Annotated in this window: 19 protein-coding genes and 1 pseudogene; 12 read left to right on the top strand and 8 right to left on the bottom strand. The window is 67.9% G+C overall.

Translation table 11 applies throughout. The features are described 5' to 3' along the window. Positions 1-408, bottom strand: a 408-nt coding sequence (locus ACYVIP_RS41145) for a hypothetical protein (RefSeq protein ID WP_460406516.1), incomplete at its 3' end; no start/stop codon positions are given. Positions 409-449: 41 nt separating this feature from the next. Between ACYVIP_RS41145 and ACYVIP_RS41140 the strand changes: the two genes are divergently transcribed. Continuing rightward, positions 450-896 (top strand): HD domain-containing protein, encoded by a 447-nt coding sequence (locus ACYVIP_RS41140; RefSeq protein ID WP_460406515.1) that lies wholly within the window; start codon positions 450-452, stop codon positions 894-896. Here the strand turns inward: ACYVIP_RS41140 and ACYVIP_RS41135 are convergent. Further along, on the bottom strand, positions 887-1,357 hold the full coding sequence (locus ACYVIP_RS41135; RefSeq protein WP_460406514.1) for an NUDIX hydrolase: 471 nt from the start codon (positions 1,355-1,357) through the stop codon (positions 887-889). The two genes, ACYVIP_RS41140 and ACYVIP_RS41135, sit on opposite strands and share 10 nt — an antisense overlap. Positions 1,358-1,367: 10 nt before the next feature. Next, positions 1,368-2,112: pseudogene (locus ACYVIP_RS41130) on the bottom strand (DUF5919 domain-containing protein). A gap of 152 nt (positions 2,113-2,264) precedes the next feature. Between ACYVIP_RS41130 and ACYVIP_RS41125 the strand changes: the two are divergent. From ACYVIP_RS41125 to ACYVIP_RS41105, 5 genes are all read left to right on the top strand, one after another. Continuing rightward, positions 2,265-2,657: a plasmid replication, integration and excision activator gene (locus ACYVIP_RS41125; protein ID WP_460406513.1), complete on the top strand. Its 393-nt coding sequence runs from the start codon at positions 2,265-2,267 to the stop codon at positions 2,655-2,657. Further along, positions 2,654-2,884, top strand: coding sequence for a hypothetical protein (locus tag ACYVIP_RS41120; RefSeq protein ID WP_460406512.1), 231 nt, complete (start codon positions 2,654-2,656; stop codon positions 2,882-2,884). Before ACYVIP_RS41125 ends, ACYVIP_RS41120 begins: the two co-directional genes overlap by 4 nt. 86 nt (positions 2,885-2,970) lie before the next feature. After that, positions 2,971-3,588 carry a hypothetical protein gene (locus ACYVIP_RS41115; protein ID WP_460406511.1) on the top strand — a complete coding sequence of 206 codons (618 nt, stop codon included), beginning with the start codon at positions 2,971-2,973 and terminating at the stop codon, positions 3,586-3,588. Between the two features lie 4 nt (positions 3,589-3,592). Beyond that, positions 3,593-3,877 carry a hypothetical protein gene (locus ACYVIP_RS41110; protein ID WP_460406510.1) on the top strand — a complete coding sequence of 95 codons (285 nt, stop codon included), beginning with the start codon at positions 3,593-3,595 and terminating at the stop codon, positions 3,875-3,877. A gap of 225 nt (positions 3,878-4,102) precedes the next feature. Then, entirely contained in the window at positions 4,103-5,326 is a 1,224-nt protein-coding gene (locus tag ACYVIP_RS41105; protein ID WP_460406509.1) for a DUF445 domain-containing protein, read from the top strand. Here the strand turns inward: ACYVIP_RS41105 and ACYVIP_RS41100 are convergent. The 3 genes from ACYVIP_RS41100 to ACYVIP_RS41090 are packed head-to-tail and all read right to left on the bottom strand — an operon-like array spanning position 5,289 to position 7,989. Next, complete coding sequence (locus tag ACYVIP_RS41100; protein WP_460406508.1) at positions 5,289-6,167, bottom strand: metal ABC transporter permease; 879 nt, start codon at positions 6,165-6,167, stop codon at positions 5,289-5,291. The genes ACYVIP_RS41105 and ACYVIP_RS41100 overlap by 38 nt on opposite strands. Next, positions 6,167-7,018, bottom strand: coding sequence for a metal ABC transporter ATP-binding protein (locus tag ACYVIP_RS41095; RefSeq protein WP_460406518.1), 852 nt, complete (start codon positions 7,016-7,018; stop codon positions 6,167-6,169). The genes ACYVIP_RS41100 and ACYVIP_RS41095 overlap by 1 nt, the downstream gene beginning before the upstream one ends. A 14-nt stretch (positions 7,019-7,032) precedes the next feature. Then, complete coding sequence (locus ACYVIP_RS41090) at positions 7,033-7,989, bottom strand: metal ABC transporter solute-binding protein, Zn/Mn family (protein WP_460406507.1); 957 nt, start codon at positions 7,987-7,989, stop codon at positions 7,033-7,035. A gap of 198 nt (positions 7,990-8,187) precedes the next feature. Between ACYVIP_RS41090 and ACYVIP_RS41085 the strand changes: the two genes are divergently transcribed. Continuing rightward, a complete protein-coding gene (locus ACYVIP_RS41085) occupies positions 8,188-9,288 on the top strand; it encodes a LacI family DNA-binding transcriptional regulator (RefSeq protein ID WP_460406506.1) in 1,101 nt (366 codons plus the stop codon). Between the two features lie 4 nt (positions 9,289-9,292). Here the strand turns inward: ACYVIP_RS41085 and ACYVIP_RS41080 are convergent, their stop codons facing one another. Then, entirely contained in the window at positions 9,293-9,610 is a 318-nt protein-coding gene (locus ACYVIP_RS41080; protein ID WP_460406505.1) for a hypothetical protein, read from the bottom strand. Positions 9,611-9,662: 52 nt separating this feature from the next. Here ACYVIP_RS41080 and ACYVIP_RS41075 point away from each other — a divergent pair, with 52 nt between their 5' ends. From ACYVIP_RS41075 to ACYVIP_RS41055, 5 genes are all read left to right on the top strand, one after another. Continuing rightward, complete coding sequence (locus ACYVIP_RS41075) at positions 9,663-9,929, top strand: hypothetical protein (RefSeq protein WP_460406504.1); 267 nt, start codon at positions 9,663-9,665, stop codon at positions 9,927-9,929. A 252-nt stretch (positions 9,930-10,181) separates the two neighbouring features. Then, positions 10,182-10,682, top strand: a complete 501-nt coding sequence (locus ACYVIP_RS41070; RefSeq protein WP_460406503.1) for a beta-class carbonic anhydrase — start codon at positions 10,182-10,184, stop codon at positions 10,680-10,682. 10 nt (positions 10,683-10,692) lie between these two features. Beyond that, entirely contained in the window at positions 10,693-11,568 is an 876-nt protein-coding gene (locus ACYVIP_RS41065; RefSeq protein WP_460406502.1) for an HhH-GPD family protein, read from the top strand. Positions 11,569-11,693: 125 nt separating this feature from the next. Next, positions 11,694-12,725: a peptidoglycan recognition protein family protein gene (locus ACYVIP_RS41060; RefSeq protein WP_460406501.1), complete on the top strand. Its 1,032-nt coding sequence runs from the start codon at positions 11,694-11,696 to the stop codon at positions 12,723-12,725. 290 nt (positions 12,726-13,015) lie between these two features. Further along, a complete protein-coding gene (locus ACYVIP_RS41055; RefSeq protein ID WP_460406500.1) occupies positions 13,016-13,549 on the top strand; it encodes a 2'-5' RNA ligase family protein in 534 nt (177 codons plus the stop codon). Here the strand turns inward: ACYVIP_RS41055 and ACYVIP_RS41050 are convergent. Further along, a complete protein-coding gene (locus ACYVIP_RS41050; RefSeq protein ID WP_460406499.1) occupies positions 13,539-14,315 on the bottom strand; it encodes an alpha/beta fold hydrolase in 777 nt (258 codons plus the stop codon). The two genes, ACYVIP_RS41055 and ACYVIP_RS41050, sit on opposite strands and share 11 nt — an antisense overlap. Positions 14,316-14,337 lie beyond the last annotated feature (22 nt).

The following is a 14,337-nucleotide window of genomic DNA, read 5'->3' as shown; positions in this document are numbered from 1 at the left end:
AACACTTTCCGTCAATTCTGTACTAACCTGCTCAAGGTTCTCAACGTCCCGAAACATTGATCCCTCAAGCAGGCCTATCGGCTCGGGCAGCGGAATATAGAAAGATGCCGTCAATTCGTCCGGATGCATTATGCACCACAACCCCGTGTTTACGTCGGGGGAATCCTCGCCGCTTTGCCTATGATGCGTCATGAGAAGAAGATCGTCTCCCGTCTCCGGCACGTTTCGCTGGATGGCGAGCGTGCTGCAACGTGGCGCCCCATTCGAGACCGCAGTCATCTCCCCGGAGACTGCCTCGGTTGCGGTATGAGTGGAGAGCATACGATCGGTACATGTGTGACCTTGTTCCATGGGCTTGCAGCAGAGCAGAGATGCTACTAGCGCAGCATCGGCCACGCCGATGGTCACATGTACAGGGCGTGGCGAACCGTGCACGAGTAGCCACGCCGATGTTCGCGGAGGCAGACGGCGAGCTCCTCATATCGGCTGCCGTGTTGCACGATGTCGGTTACTCCCCTCACATAGCCACGACAGGTTTCCACCCACTCGACGGCGCTCGGGCGCTCAGCAAAGCCACTATCAACGCCCGGCTCGTCGCATTGGTGGCTCATCACTCCTATGCTTACAGGGAGGCTGAGCTTCGAGGGTTGTCCGCCGAGTTGGCCGAGTGGAGCGATGAGGAGACGCCGCTCAGAGATGCACTCTGGTGGGCTGACATGACAACCTCGCCCGACGGGGAGCCGATCACATTTGGTGAGCGAATTAAGGAGATCCAGAGCCGTTATGGCCCGCAGGATGTGGTGACGTTCTTCATCCGGCAGGCTGAGCCTGAGCTGCGTGGGGCTGTTGAGCGGACGGAGGTGCGGTTGCGTGCTGCGGGGATCTCCTACGAGTAGCAGGGCTCGCTGCGGTCCTCTAGGCCGTGCTGGATGCGTAGTCGGATGGACGGGTGGATGTTCAAGCCGCCCAGGTCACCCGGCGCCACCCACAGGACCTCTTTGGACTCGTTGCTTGTGCGCAGCTCACCTCCGGTGGGATCGGCTCGGAAGCAGATGGAGAACTCCTGGCGGACTTCCCCGTCGGTGAACTCGATGACGTGCGCTGGGTCGCTGTAGACGCCGATCAGGCTGGTGACCTCGACCTTGATGCCGGTCTCTTCCATGACCTCGCGCTGCACGGTCTGTGTCAGTGTCTCGCCGAGTTCGAGTGCGCCGCCGGGGATGGCGTACAGGTCGTTGTCGGTGCGGCGGATGAGCAGCAGCCGGCCGGTCTCGTCCTGGATGAACGCGGTCACGGCTACCACGATGCTGTTCGCCGCTGGCGCGTCTGAGCTGCGGTAATGGTCGATACGGGCCACGGTTACCTGCCTACCACTTCGGAGGCTTGGCTGCGTTCCACACGGCGTCGAAGCTCTCCGAGTACGTCTCGAACAGATCGCCACCCGCGAGCCTGCGCAGGTGCAGCATTGGGGCGTGAGCTGCCATGAACCCGTAGACGTGAGTGTTGACGAGCATGTCGTCGTCGTAGCGGTAAATCGAGTTGTACAGCGTGGTGCCGTGGCAGCGAATCGCCACGTTAGGCACGCTATCCAGCGGTTTGAAGAACGCCAGCCCATTGCGGACCTTGGCCGCGAGGGTGCCCTTGCCGATACCTTCCTCGTCGCTGCGGCGGGCTACTGCTCGGCTGGCCGGGTCGCCGGTCAAGATCCGGACCTTCACGCCCTGTTCGGCCTTCGCCCGCAGCTTCTTGATCAGGGTCGGGTTGTCGGTAAGGAACATGCCCGAGTAGTTCAGCATCTCGATGTGCTCCATGGCTCCACCGAGGAGGCGTTCCCACAGGTCGGCGGGTACTGAGTGGCGGTGTGGGTAGACCTTGACCACCTCGGACTCGGCAATCTTCGGTCTTGCGTTCCGGCGCGATGGCATCCGGCCACAGGTAGTTCTCGCTCTCGCGGACCATGGCGGCGATGGCTCGGCGGTGGCGAGGGTAGGGCAAGCGACCTTTGGTGATCCAGCGCTCGACGGTCTTGGGGTCGACCGTGGTCACCTTGGCGACCTGGTCGAGATCCAGGCCGTTGCGTAGGAGCGCGTCGCGGAGGCGTTCGTTCCTCATTCTGGTCGATTTCCGAGGTGAGTTGACGACTAGGGACGTCTTCAAAGTATCAGGGACGTCCTTAGAAGTCCTGCTGTGCGGTGTGCCCGTCCTCCTGAAATGACGACATTGGGTAGTGCCCTGAACACGCCAGCTCTACACAGGAGGCAGACATGCCACTCATCCCGACCCGCTTCCCGTTCGGGGCGTTCGTGCTCGGCGTCGAACCGTCGATGGCGTTCGCGGCCGCCCCGTCCGCGCCCAAGCAGCAGGAGCGGGACAAGGAGACCGGTCAGCTCGTGTGGACGGTCCGCGCTCTTGACGCGAACGAGGAGGCTGCCCGGTTCGGCGCTGAGTTCAAAATCAAGATCAGCGCCGATCACCAGCCGGTGCCGCCCGCGAAGCTCGCCGGGTTCCCGATCGCCCCGGTCGAGTTCGAGAAGCTCACCATCACCCCATACGCGAACAACAAGGGCCGGATCGCGCACAACTTCCGCGCCTCGGGCCTGCGCGCACCGGCTGACGCCGGACGCAGCAAGCCCACCGCTGAGAAGTCCGCAGCGTGAGCGCGGGAGGAACCGCGGTGCGCGACGTCGTGCAGGTACACATCACCGCTGACCTGCCGATCCGCTCGCGGACGCTGGCCTACGCGGACCGGGTCGAGATCCGCTTGGGCAAGGCGTTCCCCGTCGCCCTCATCGTGGACCGGTCGGTGCTCACACAACTCGGTGACGCGCTCGCGGCCGGTCGGGCGGAGCTGGAACAAGTCGACAAGAAGAAAGAGCAGGACTGAGTCATGGAATTCAACATGACGTGCACGGCGGGCAAGAATGCGGCCGACCGAGGACAGCCTTCGTACGGGGCGCCGCGATGTCTAGCGTGACGATTCCCGCCACGGGCAAGCGTGTGGTCGCTCCCTACGTCACGACCTGGAGTGAGGAGTCGGATCTGCCGTACCGGTTGGTGGAGGTCCCTGGTCGTGGCATCGCCTACGCCGACGAAACGGTGACCGATCGAGACAACCGTGGAGTGCTCTGGTTCCGCATGTCGTTCCGCCCGAATATCGGCCGGCCGCTCTTCGGCAAGGTGCATCCGCTACGTCAGCGGCGGGCCATGCGTCGGCTGTTGTGCCAGGTCTGCGCCGGCCCCGCCGATCAGACCGGTGACGGTGTGCTGTGGCTGCTCAAAGACCACCGTGATGACTGGCCCGACTGGCCCAACGGGATGGGAGTCACCGAACCACCGGTCTGCCTGCCCTGCGTCCAGCTCTCGACTCGGGTGTGCCCGGCACTACGCAGCGGCGCGGTGCTGGTGCGCGCCAACCGTTACGACATCGCCGGGATACACGGCCCACTCCACACCGGTGGTCCCGAACCGACCTACATCGGTGACGCCACCGTGTCCTACGACAACCCCACTGCCCGATGGGTCCTGGCCGTCGCCATGGTCCGCGAACTACAGAACTGCACCCTCATCACTCCCCACCACGGGCGGTGAACACATGCCCAAACTGAACCGAGATGTGATTCGCGACTGGCTCGCCCACCACAACTGGACGATTCCCCGACTGGCCGAGGAGTGCAGCGCGCTCGGAGAGGACACCTTCCCCGCCGGCACCATGCGAAACGTGATCAACGGCATCGACCCGATGCGCGAGGGCCGGATCCGGGTCATCTGCAAAGTCACCGCTCGTTACGGCGATGGCATCCCCTACCACCGCCTCGTCGCTGACGGGGATGTGAGCGCTGCTCAGCAGGGTCCGAAGTGGTCTTGTGGGCTCGCCTGATGTTCGATTGCCTCGACTTCATGTTCCGGCGGGGAGCGTTGGGCTTGGTCGTCGTCATGTTGGGATTACCCGGTTTCCCTCGGCCACGGCCATGCTCGTTTCTCCGTCGCGCAGGGGCTCCAGCAGTGGACCCTGGCCTCGGTGCTCAGGCCGTTCGTCACCAAGGATGTGGGCTGACCGCGACCCGAGGAGAACGCGCGAGCCGTAGGGGGATCATCCAGTCCGATGGGCATCGTTGATGAGTTCGTCGCGCACTGGGCGATCTATGTCTCCATGCCGGTGATCGCGGCGGTGATCGGGTATCTCACCAAGCGGGCGGCCATTGAGATGATGTTTCGGCCGTTGCGGTTCGTTGGGCTGAAGGAGCCGTGGTTGGGGTGGCAGGGTGTGGTGCCGCGCAACTCCGAGCGCATGATCCGCACCTCCGCCGACCTGCTCACCGAACGTCTCATCGACACCGGCGAGATCTTCCGGCGGCTCGAGCCGGACCAGTTGACCAAGGAGATCGAGAGCCACCTGCTCCTCGCGGTCGACGACGTCACTCGCGAGATCATGGAGCAGTACCAGCCTGGGCTGTGGGAGTTGATGCCGCCGCTCGCGCAGGAGCTGCTGGTCAAGCAAGTACAGACGAGCACCCCGCTACTCGTCCGGCGGATCATGGGCGAGATTCAGGACCACATCGAGGGCGTGCTCGACGTCAAGCAGATCGCCGTCGGCGCGCTCACGCGGGACAAGCGGCTGTTGATCCGGCTCATCCGGGACATCTCGCGGCCGGAGATGGGCTTTCTCGCCCGTTGTGGGATCTACTTCGGGCTTGTGCTCGGCGTCGTGCAGACCCTGGTTTGGGCGGTCACCAAGTCTCCGCTGGTGCTGCCGGTCTTCGGCGCGGTGATCGGGTGGTTCACCGACTGGCTGGCGATCAAGTTGGTGTTCCTGCCCCGGCAGCGCTTGCGGGTTGGGCCGTTCACCTTTCAGGGGGTTTTTCAGCGGCGGCGCGACGACGTTGCCAAGCGGTACGCGCAGATCGTCGCCCGGGACGTGGTGACCGTGCCCAATCTCGTGGACGCGCTGTTGCGGGGGCCGCAGTCCGATCAGCTGCTCACCAGGATCCACGGCGTGGTGCGGGAGACGATCGACGAGCAGGCCAGTGCGGCGAGGGCGCTTATCTCGATCACTGTGGGGCCGGAGAAATTCACCCAGATGAAGCACGCGGCAGCGGATCGGGTGATCCGATATCTACCGGAGGCGTTGGGGCATGCCGAGGCTTACGTGACCGAGACCCTGGACATTCGGGACACCATCGCGACCAGGATGCGCCGGCTCACCCGGATCGAGTACGAGGGTCTGCTGCGGCCCGCCTTCCGGCAGGACGAGTGGAAGCTGATCGCGGTCGGCGCGGTGATCGGTGCGGTCATCGGGGAGTTGCAGGTACTGCTGCTGCTTGGCTGACCACGCCGCGCGCCCGGCCGCGCACCAGGCTCACCACCCAGCACACCAGGTAGATCACGAACGAGATCGCGGTGACGAACGCGCTCACCGGCGCTCCCGGCGCCAGCGAAAACAGGATCCCGCCCACGGCGGACACCTCCGCGAACACCACCGCCAACACCGTCGCCCGCAGCGGGTTGGCGGTGATCCGGCAGGCCGCGGCGGCCGGCGTGATCATCAACGCCAGCACCAGCAGCGCGCCGACGGTCTGCACGCCCAGCGCGGTCGCCACCCCGACCAGCACCGCGAACACCAGCGACAACGGCCCGGTCGGCACCCCACGAGCCCGCGCCACCTCCGGGTCGACGCTGGCGAACAGCAACGGGCGGTAGATCACCAACAGCACGCCGAGCACCGCGATCGCGCAACCGCCGAGCAGCGCGAGCGAGGCGAAGTCCACGCTGACGATCTGCCCGACCAACAAACCGAACTTGTTCGACGCGCGACCGGGGTAGAACCACAGCAACAACACCCCGACACCGAGCCCGAAGGCCAGCACCGCGCCGATCACCGAGTCGTGCTCGGACGAGCGCCGGGACAACAGCCCCAACACCAGCGCGGCGACCACCGCGCCGGCCAGCGCCCCGTGCCCGACGTTCACCCCGAGCAGCAGCGCGGCCGCGCCGCCGGTGAAGGACAACTCGCTGGTGCCGTGCACGGCGAAGGCCATGTTGCGGCTGACGATCAGCGGGCCGAGCACCCCGGCGAGCAGGCCGAGGATCGCCGCGGCCAGCAGCGCGGTGCGCACGAACGGGAACTCGAGCAGGTCGACCGTCAGCTCGAAGTCGAACAGCTTGTCCATCAGCTGGGTTCCTCGTCGTGCAGATGGTGATGTGCCGACTCCTCGCACAGCCCGGCCTGGGCGCCGATGACGTGGATCTGCCCGCCGACGCGCACCACCTCGATCTTGGTGCGGTAGAGCTCCGAGAGCGTCGCCGAGGTCATCACCTCGTCCGGGCGGCCGACCCGGAACCGGCCGTCCACCAGGTACAGCACCCGGTCCACCAGCGGCAGCACCGGGTTGATCTCGTGGGTGACGAACAGCACCGCGGTGCCGGCCGCGCGCCGCCGCTGGTCGATCAGCGTGCTGACCACCTGCTGGTTGGCCAGGTCAAGCGACAGCAGCGGCTCGTCGCACAGCAGCACCTCCGGGTCGCTGACCAGCGCCTGGGCCACGCGCAACCGCTGCTGCTCGCCGCCGGAGAGGCGGCCGACCGGCGCGTCGGCGAAGTCCTGGGCGCCGACCGCGGCCAACGCGTGGTCGACCTTGGTGCGGCGGGTTCGTCTGCCGCGCAGGCCGATGCCCCAGCGGTGTCCGTCCAGGCCGAGGCCGACCAGGTCGCGGCCGCGCATGACCAGGCTCTCCTCCATCGCCCGCTGCTGGGGGATGTAGCCGATGTTGCGGTTGCCCCGGCCGGGTGGGGCGTCGACGACGCGGACGGAGCCCGAGGTCAGCGGCTGGAGGCCGAGCAGTACGCGCAGCAGGCTGGTCTTGCCGGAGCCGTTCGGTCCGAGCACGACCACGAACTCGCCCGGTGCGACGTCCAGGTCCAGGCCCGACCAGAGGGTGCGCTGGCCGTAGCCCAGGGTGGCCTCGCGCAGGGCGACCACCCCGGTGGTGGCCGGGGTGGTCGTGGCCTGGTCGAGGGTCATGGTCGGCTCGGCGGTCACGACTCGTTGAGGGCGCCGGCCAGGGCGTCCACCTCGGTGGTCATCCATTCAACGTAGTCGGTGACGCCTTCGGGCAGCGTCTCGGTCACGTTCACGACCGGGATGCCGGCCTGGGTCGCGGCGTCCTTGATGGAGTTGGTCACAGCGGTCTCGGTCTGCGCGTTGTTGATCAGCACGGACACGTCGCCGCTGGCGATCAGGTCGGTGGTCTGCGCGACGACCGACAGCGGCGGGTCGGTCTCCTCCTCGATGGCCTCGGAGAACTCGGGCGGCGTGGCGTCGGTCAGACCGGCGGCCTCGAGCAGGTAGGTGGCGACGGGTTCGGTGGCGATGACCTGCGCGCCGGGGTTGGCCTTGCCGATGTCGGCGGCCTTGGCGAGCAGAGTGTCCAGGTCGGTGGCGATGGCCTCGGCGTTGGCGGTGAAGGTGGCGCGCTGGTCGGGCGCGATGGCGGTGAACTCCTCGGCCAGCGCGTCGGCGACCTTGTGCACGGTCGGCAGGTCGTACCAGACGTGTTCGTTGACCGCGCCGTGTTCGTGGCCGTGTTCCTCTTCGGCGCCGGCCTCTTCGTGGCCCTCCTCCTCGCCGTGGCCGGACAGCTCGAACGCGTTGACCTGCGGCACGTCCACGCCGGTGGTGTCCACTAACTTGGAGAAGAACTCGTCGTAGCCGCCTCCGTTGTAGAGCACTACATCGGCATCCGCCAGCGCCGCCGCGTCCGACGGGCGGTCCGGGTGCGCGTGTGGGTCGCCGGCGGCGTCGTTGACCAGCGACTCGACGCTCACCGCGTCGCCGCCGACCAGCGCGGCGACGCTGCCCCAGACGTTGGTGGACGCGACCACGGCGATCTTTCCGTCGATCTTTCCGTCGCTGCCGGCGGCGTCGTCGCCCGAGCCCGCGCCGCAACCGGTCAGAGTGATGACCAGTCCGGCGGTGAGCGCGAGCCCACCCATGACGGGAGCTGCTCTTAGGGAACCCATGCGTGCCTCGCTATAGATAATGGAAACCGTTTCCGACTACACTCAGCCGACTATACGACGGCTTGAACTGGCCTGGTAGCTCGACCGGGCGAACTACAGCTCACCCATCTGGTGAAAGTGCTGTGAGCCGTTGGACTTCTACTCATGCTTCTGAACCGTTACGGTCAGCTCATGGCCCGGCCAATGCACATGCGACGGCCAGCGACATTGGCGTCGCTGGCCGCCGAGCTCGGCGTGTCGCGAACCACCGTGTCCAACGCCTACAACCGGCCTGACCAGCTGTCTCCCGAGCTGCGCAGGCGGGTACTGGAGACCGCGCGCCGGCTGGGGTACCCCGGCCCGGACCCGGTCGCGCGCTCGCTGCGCACCAGGAAGGCGGGCGCGGTCGGGCTGCTGCTCACCGAGAACCTGTCCTACGCGTTCCGTGACCCGGCGGCGCTCGGCTTCCTCGAAGGGCTGGCCCTCGCCTGCGAAGGTGCTGGCCAGGGGCTACACCTCGTGCCGGTGAACCCTGAACGGGAGGACGTCACCGCCGTGCACAGCGCGGGGGTCGACGGCTTCGTCGTGTACTCGGTGCCCGACGACGACCCGCATCTGGCCGCCGTGCTGTCCCGCCCGGTGCCCACCGTGGTCTGTGACCAGCCGCGGGTGGAGGGCGTGGACCTGGTCGGGATCGACGACCACGCGGCGATCGCGCAGTTGGCCGGGCGGTTGATCGGTCTCGGGCATCGGAACGTCGGTGTGCTGTGCATGCGTCTTGCCCGGGATCGCAACGACGGGTTCGCGGCGGTGCAGCGGCAGCGGACGGCGCATTTCCACGTGCAGCGGGAGCGGTTGTCCGCGCTGGCGGCCAGTTTCGAGACGGCCGGGGTCGACTGGGCGCGGGTGCCGGTGGTGGAGCGGTTCGACCACAGCCTGGCAAGCGGTGAGTCCGCGGCCGGCCAGTTGTTGGACGGGAATCCCGAGGTCACGGCGTTGATCTGTACGTCGGATATTTTGGCGCTCGGTGCGCTGACGGAGGCGAAGCGGCGCGGGTTGCGGGTGCCGCACGACCTGACGGTGACCGGGTTCGACGGGATCGTGGAGGCGGAGCGGGTCGGGCTGACGACGATCCGCCAGCCGGTGCTGGAGAAGGGGCGTGCGGCCGGCAAGCTGCTGCTCGGGGCGGCCGAGCACAGCAAACCCCGGCACATCACGCTGGACACGGAGCTGGTGATCGGGACGACGTCGGCGCCGCCGAGGACGACCGAGGAACGCTGGTTCGGCCCGTAGCGCGTCATCTGGTCAGGGTCAGCGGGGCCGGTGGGCTGGCCAGGGGGCCCAACTTGCCGATCACCCGGTACTGACCAGCCGGCACGGTCCGTCTCGCCAGCGGACAGCCAGGAGCCGACGTCCGCCCCGCCCATTTCAGCGCGAACTCCATCGGCTTGCCGGGCGCCAACACCCGCCGCTCCGCGCCGGCCGGTGCGTAACAGTCGTTGCTCGACCACAGCCGCTCGCGCCCATCCGCACTCACGATCTGCAGCTCACGCAGCTTGCGGCTGACATCCCGAACACACGGCTCGGTCCCGGTGTTCACAATGAGCAACCGCATCGCTGGGCGCTCACCCACCCGATAGCGTGACGCGCCGACCTGAGCCACCACTTTGATCACCGAGTCCGCGCAGGGCCGCGGCGGACCAGCGGACACCGTCGGCCGGGAGGTCGGCGCGGAGCTGGTCGAGGTAGATGTCGACGACGCACCCGCCGCCGGACTCGACGGGGAAGGGGAACTCGGCGCCGCCGCGCCCTCACCGGACGCGTCCTGCACCGGCCGCTCGTCCTCGGCACCGACGAACCCGCCGATCACCCATGCCAACACGACCACCGCGAGAAACGACGCCCCCGCCGCGACCGCCCTGCGCCGCGCGTAGACGCCGGGAGGCAGTGGACCGTTCGGTGGGGGCATGGCTCGAACCTAATCCCGACCCGACCCGATCCCCGGTATCTACTCAGCCCACGATCGGGGGATCATCGCAGGTAAGCCGACTGCGGCGAGTAACCATCGCCACCTTGCCGCACCCGCGTCGCGTTGTTCCAATGGATGATTGAGTGGGAATCTAGAGCACCGCCGCACTGTCGCGGACATGTTGAGACGTGAGAGCCCGGTGGGCTGGGAGTTGACCATGACAGCGATCGACGAGCTGCTCGAACGACACGAAAAGGGCTTCGACTTCGGCGCCCCCGAAGTGCCCACCCCCGTCCCCAGCCTCCATCTCGCCGTCGTGACCTGTATGGACGCCCGGATCAAGGTCTTCGACGTGTTCGGCCTGCGCCACGGTGAGGCGCACATCCTGCGCAACGCGGGCGGCGTGGTCACCGACGACATCGTCCGCTCGCTGGCCATCAGCCAGCGCAAGCTGCAGACCCGCGAGGTCATCGTCATGCAGCACACCTCGTGCGGCCTGTCGATGATCACCGAGGACGAGTTCAAGGACGAGCTCGAACGGGACACCAAGCTGCGCCCGCCATGGGCCATCGAGGCGTTCCGCGAGGTCAAGGACAGCGTCCGCCAGTCGCTCGAGCGGGTCCGGCGCAGCCCGTTCCTGCTGCACACCGAGCAGGTCCGCGGTTTCGTCTACGACGTGCACACCGCCGAGCTGACCGAGGTCTTCAGCGGTAGCTAGCATCACGGCGATGAGCCTCGACGCCCGTGTGCTGACCGACTGGTTCGCCGAGCGGGCCCGGGACCTGCCGTGGCGGGATCCGGGTACCTCGGCCTGGGGTGTGCTGGTCAGCGAGATCATGTTGCAGCAGACCCCGGTCGCCAGGGTCGAGCCGTCCTGGCACGAGTGGCTGGCCCGCTGGCCGGTGCCCTCCGCGCTCGCCGCCGCCACGCCGGCCGACGTGCTGCGCGCGTGGGGCAAGCTCGGCTACCCGCGCCGCGCGCTTCGCCTGCGAGAGGCCGCCACGGTCATCGCGCAGCAGCATGGCGACGTCGTTCCCGCCGATGTGGACACGTTGCTCGCCCTGCCCGGGATCGGCGCCTACACCGCGCGCGCGGTTGCCGCCTTCGCCTACCGCAAACGTTGTCCCGTGGTCGACACCAACGTGCGCCGGGTGATCGCGCGGGCCGTGCACGGCGCCGGCGACGCCGGACCGGCCTCCACCACCCGGGATCTCGCCGACGCCGAGGCGCTGCTGCCGGCCGAGGACGAGTTCGCCGCCCGGATGTCGGCCGCGATGATGGAGCTCGGTGCGGTGGTGTGCACGGCACGGGCGCCGCGCTGCGCGGACTGCCCGGTGTTCGCCGACTGCGCCTGGCAACGTGCCGGCAAGCCGGCCTATGCCGGCCCGGCCAAGCCGGTGCAGAAGTTCGCCGGTACCGACCGACAGGTCCGGGGTCTGCTGCTCGACGTCCTGCGCGACACCTCGACACCGGTCGAGAAGGTCCGGCTGGACCTGGTCTGGTCCGACGCCGGCCAGCGCGACCGCTGCCTCGACTCGCTGCTGGTCGACGGGCTGGTCGAGCAGACCGACACCGGGCTGTTCGCGCTGCCAGGAGAGCACTGAGCCAAACGGCAACGGAATGCTCTGGTAATTGGGGAACTCTTGTCGTCCTCTCGTGCGGTGACTACCGTCAAGTGCGCCAGTCACCGATCTGGGGCATCATGCCCCATTGTCGAGGGAGATCGAAGATGGCCGTATCTCGTCGTGCCCTGATTCGCGGCGGTTTCACAGTCACAGCAGTCGGCGCGTTGGGCGCCACAATTCCGGTCGCCGCGGGTGCGGCCGGTGCGAAAGCGGTCGACCGGCCGCAGATGTATGGCTGCGACGAATGGGGCGCCCGGCCCCCGAACGGCACCATTGAGGTGCTCGACCGAACTCCGACCTACATCGTCGTGCACCACACCGCGGGCGGGAACTCGAGTGACCATTCGCTCGAGCACGCGTTCGCGATCTCGCGCAGCATCCAGGCCTTCCATATGGACGATCGCGGGTGGGTCGACTCCGGACAGCAGTTGACCAACAGCAGGGGCGGGCACATCACCGAGGGCCGGCACCGCAGCCTGGAGATCCTCGATGGTGGCACCCAGCACGTCATGGGCGCGCACGTCGGCGACCACAACAGCGAGACGATCGGGATCGAGAACGAGGGCCTGTACTCCGATGTGGACGTCACGCCCGAGTTGTGGGACTCGCTCGTCCAGTTGGTCGCCTACATCGCCCAGCAGTACGGGGTCACGCCGGATCTGATCCGTGGTCACCGGGACTTCAACGCCACCGAATGCCCCGGGACCGTCCTTTATGGACGTTTGCCGGAGTTGCGGGAGGCGGTCGGCGCGGTGCTCGGCGTGCCGGTGCGACAGGTGGAAACCTGGCCACTGCTCAAACCTGGCGACCGTGGAGCGAAAGTCCTTGCCGCGCAACATCTTCTGCGGGCACAGGGCGCGGATGTCAAGACGGACGGCGTGTTCGGCACAGCCACGTTCGACGCGGTCCGGCAGGTTTCCGGCGGGGCGGCCTACGAACCCTGCTACGCCAGCCGAACCGCGGACGAGAGCGGGTTCATCGGCACGCCGACCTGGCCGCTGCTGGTGCGCACGGTCGCGGCGGACGCGGCGACCGAGGTCGGCCAGGCGGCGCGGGTACTGCTGTCCGCACGCCGCGAACGGGTCGTCGCCAACCGAATGATCGACACCGCGACCTGGCGACGCCTACTGACCTGACGCGACACGAACGCGCGACCCGCAGACACGATTGACGGGCTCGCGAGTCCGGACACGGACTCGCGAGCCCGAAGCGTGAACTCGCGAGCCGGATCCCAACCGGATACGCCCAACCGATGTCCGGAAAGTTGAACTCGCGTGTCCGGAGCGTCAAACTCGCGAACCCCGCGAGTCCAACCGTCCCGACAATCGGGTTTCGCGCGTCGACGTGTCGGAGCGTTGGACTCGCGTGTCACGAGCGTTGGACTCGCGAGGTTTGTGGGTGGGTGGGGTGTGGGACGCTGCGGGGTATGGGGCAGGCGGTGCAGTTCTGGTTCGACGATGCGGGTGATCGGGCGGTTCGGGAGCTGTGGGAGCGGCTTGAGCGGGCCGGGGTGCCCAGTGTGGCGACCAGGACGCATCGCCAGCACCGGCCGCAGGTCTCGTTCGCGGTCGCGGGTGGGATACCGGCGCGGGTTCGGGACGACCTTGCCGGAGACCTTCGGCTGCTCGCCATCCCGAACCTGTGGCTGTCCACACTGGCCGCCTCCGCCGCCCCGGATGCCGGGCTCATGCTCGCCGCCGTCGTGGACACCGAACTGCTCGCGGTGCATTCCGCGGTGCATGACGTGCTCGCCAAGCGAGTCCGGTCGCCTTCGGCGTACTACCTGCCTGGCTCGTGGGTGCCGCACTGCGCGCTCGCCGAGGGGATCGAGCCCGCGCAGGTGATCGCCGGGTTCGCCGCGCTCCACCCGGTCGCCCCGATCCGGGCACGGGTCAGTGCGGTCGCGGTCGTCGACACGCATACCGGTGAGACACAGACCCTGCGGCGGCTCAGCGGTTGAGGACCTCGCTCAGGAACGCCTCCACCGCGCCTCGATACGTCAGCGGTACGTCCCGATGCACGACATGTCCCGCACCCGCCACCACCAGGTGATGCCCACCGCCCGGCGCCCGCACCGGCATCCGCGCCAGCTGGCCGGCCGGCATCGCCGAGTGCTCCGGCTCGATCGCGAGCAGCGGACACCGCACGCGCTCCACGAACGGCCAGAAGTCCCGCTCCCCCCACTCCCCCGCGATCCCGTACAGATCCTCGAGATCGGCCACCAGGTGGTACCCGTCGGCCCGCCGCTCGACGCACTCGACGAAGTAGTCCCCGAGCGAGCCGAAGAACTCCCGCACGTGCGCCAGCGAACCGAACGGCACCGGCCACGACTCGAAGTACGACCGCCACGGGTCCACCGTCCGGCCCCGCTGGTCGGGCGCCATGTCCTCCACCACGACCGCGCGCACCAGCTCCGGCCGCGCCGCCGCGAGCATCCACGCGTGCAGCCCACCCATCGAGTGGCCGATCACCACCGCCGGGCCGAGCCGCTCGATCACCTCGGCGGCGTCGGCGGCGAAGTCCTCCGTGCGCCAGCCACCGCCCCGGTGCGGGCTCGCGCCGTGCCCGCGCGCGTCCAGCCCGACCACCCGGCCGTACCTGGTCAACCAGTCCGCGACCGGCCGCCAGGTACTCGCCCGGCCCATCAGCCCGTGGAGCAGCACGATCGCCTGCCCGGTGCCGCCGAAGTCGACCACTCCCGGTCGATCGAATGTCACCTCCGCCACACCAGATACCTTTCGATCCAAC

It is taken from the genome of Actinophytocola sediminis (genome assembly GCF_054779715.1).
The sequence above is the reverse complement of the archived record's forward strand: the minus strand, read 5'-3'. Positions and strand labels throughout refer to the sequence as shown.

Bases quoted from the DNA above. Each gene is read 5' to 3' on its own strand.
- ACYVIP_RS41140 (WP_460406515.1), top strand. From the start codon at position 450: ATGTTCGCGGAGGCAGACGGCGAGCTCCTCATATCGGCTGCCGTGTTG.
- ACYVIP_RS41125 (WP_460406513.1), top strand. From the start codon at position 2,265: ATGCCACTCATCCCGACCCGCTTCCCGTTCGGGGCGTTCGTGCTCGGC.
- ACYVIP_RS41110 (WP_460406510.1), top strand. From the start codon at position 3,593: ATGCCCAAACTGAACCGAGATGTGATTCGCGACTGGCTCGCCCACCAC.
- ACYVIP_RS41105 (WP_460406509.1), top strand. From the start codon at position 4,103: ATGGGCATCGTTGATGAGTTCGTCGCGCACTGGGCGATCTATGTCTCC.
- ACYVIP_RS41100 (WP_460406508.1), bottom strand. From the start codon at position 6,167: ATGGACAAGCTGTTCGACTTCGAGCTGACGGTCGACCTGCTCGAGTTC.
- ACYVIP_RS41095 (WP_460406518.1), bottom strand. From the start codon at position 7,018: ATGACCCTCGACCAGGCCACGACCACCCCGGCCACCACCGGGGTGGTC.
- ACYVIP_RS41090 (WP_460406507.1), bottom strand. From the start codon at position 7,989: ATGGGTGGGCTCGCGCTCACCGCCGGACTGGTCATCACTCTGACCGGT.
- ACYVIP_RS41085 (WP_460406506.1), top strand. From the start codon at position 8,188: ATGGCCCGGCCAATGCACATGCGACGGCCAGCGACATTGGCGTCGCTG.
- ACYVIP_RS41080 (WP_460406505.1), bottom strand. From the start codon at position 9,610: ATGCGGTTGCTCATTGTGAACACCGGGACCGAGCCGTGTGTTCGGGAT.
- ACYVIP_RS41070 (WP_460406503.1), top strand. From the start codon at position 10,182: ATGACAGCGATCGACGAGCTGCTCGAACGACACGAAAAGGGCTTCGAC.
- ACYVIP_RS41065 (WP_460406502.1), top strand. From the start codon at position 10,693: ATGAGCCTCGACGCCCGTGTGCTGACCGACTGGTTCGCCGAGCGGGCC.
- ACYVIP_RS41060 (WP_460406501.1), top strand. From the start codon at position 11,694: ATGGCCGTATCTCGTCGTGCCCTGATTCGCGGCGGTTTCACAGTCACA.
- ACYVIP_RS41055 (WP_460406500.1), top strand. From the start codon at position 13,016: ATGGGGCAGGCGGTGCAGTTCTGGTTCGACGATGCGGGTGATCGGGCG.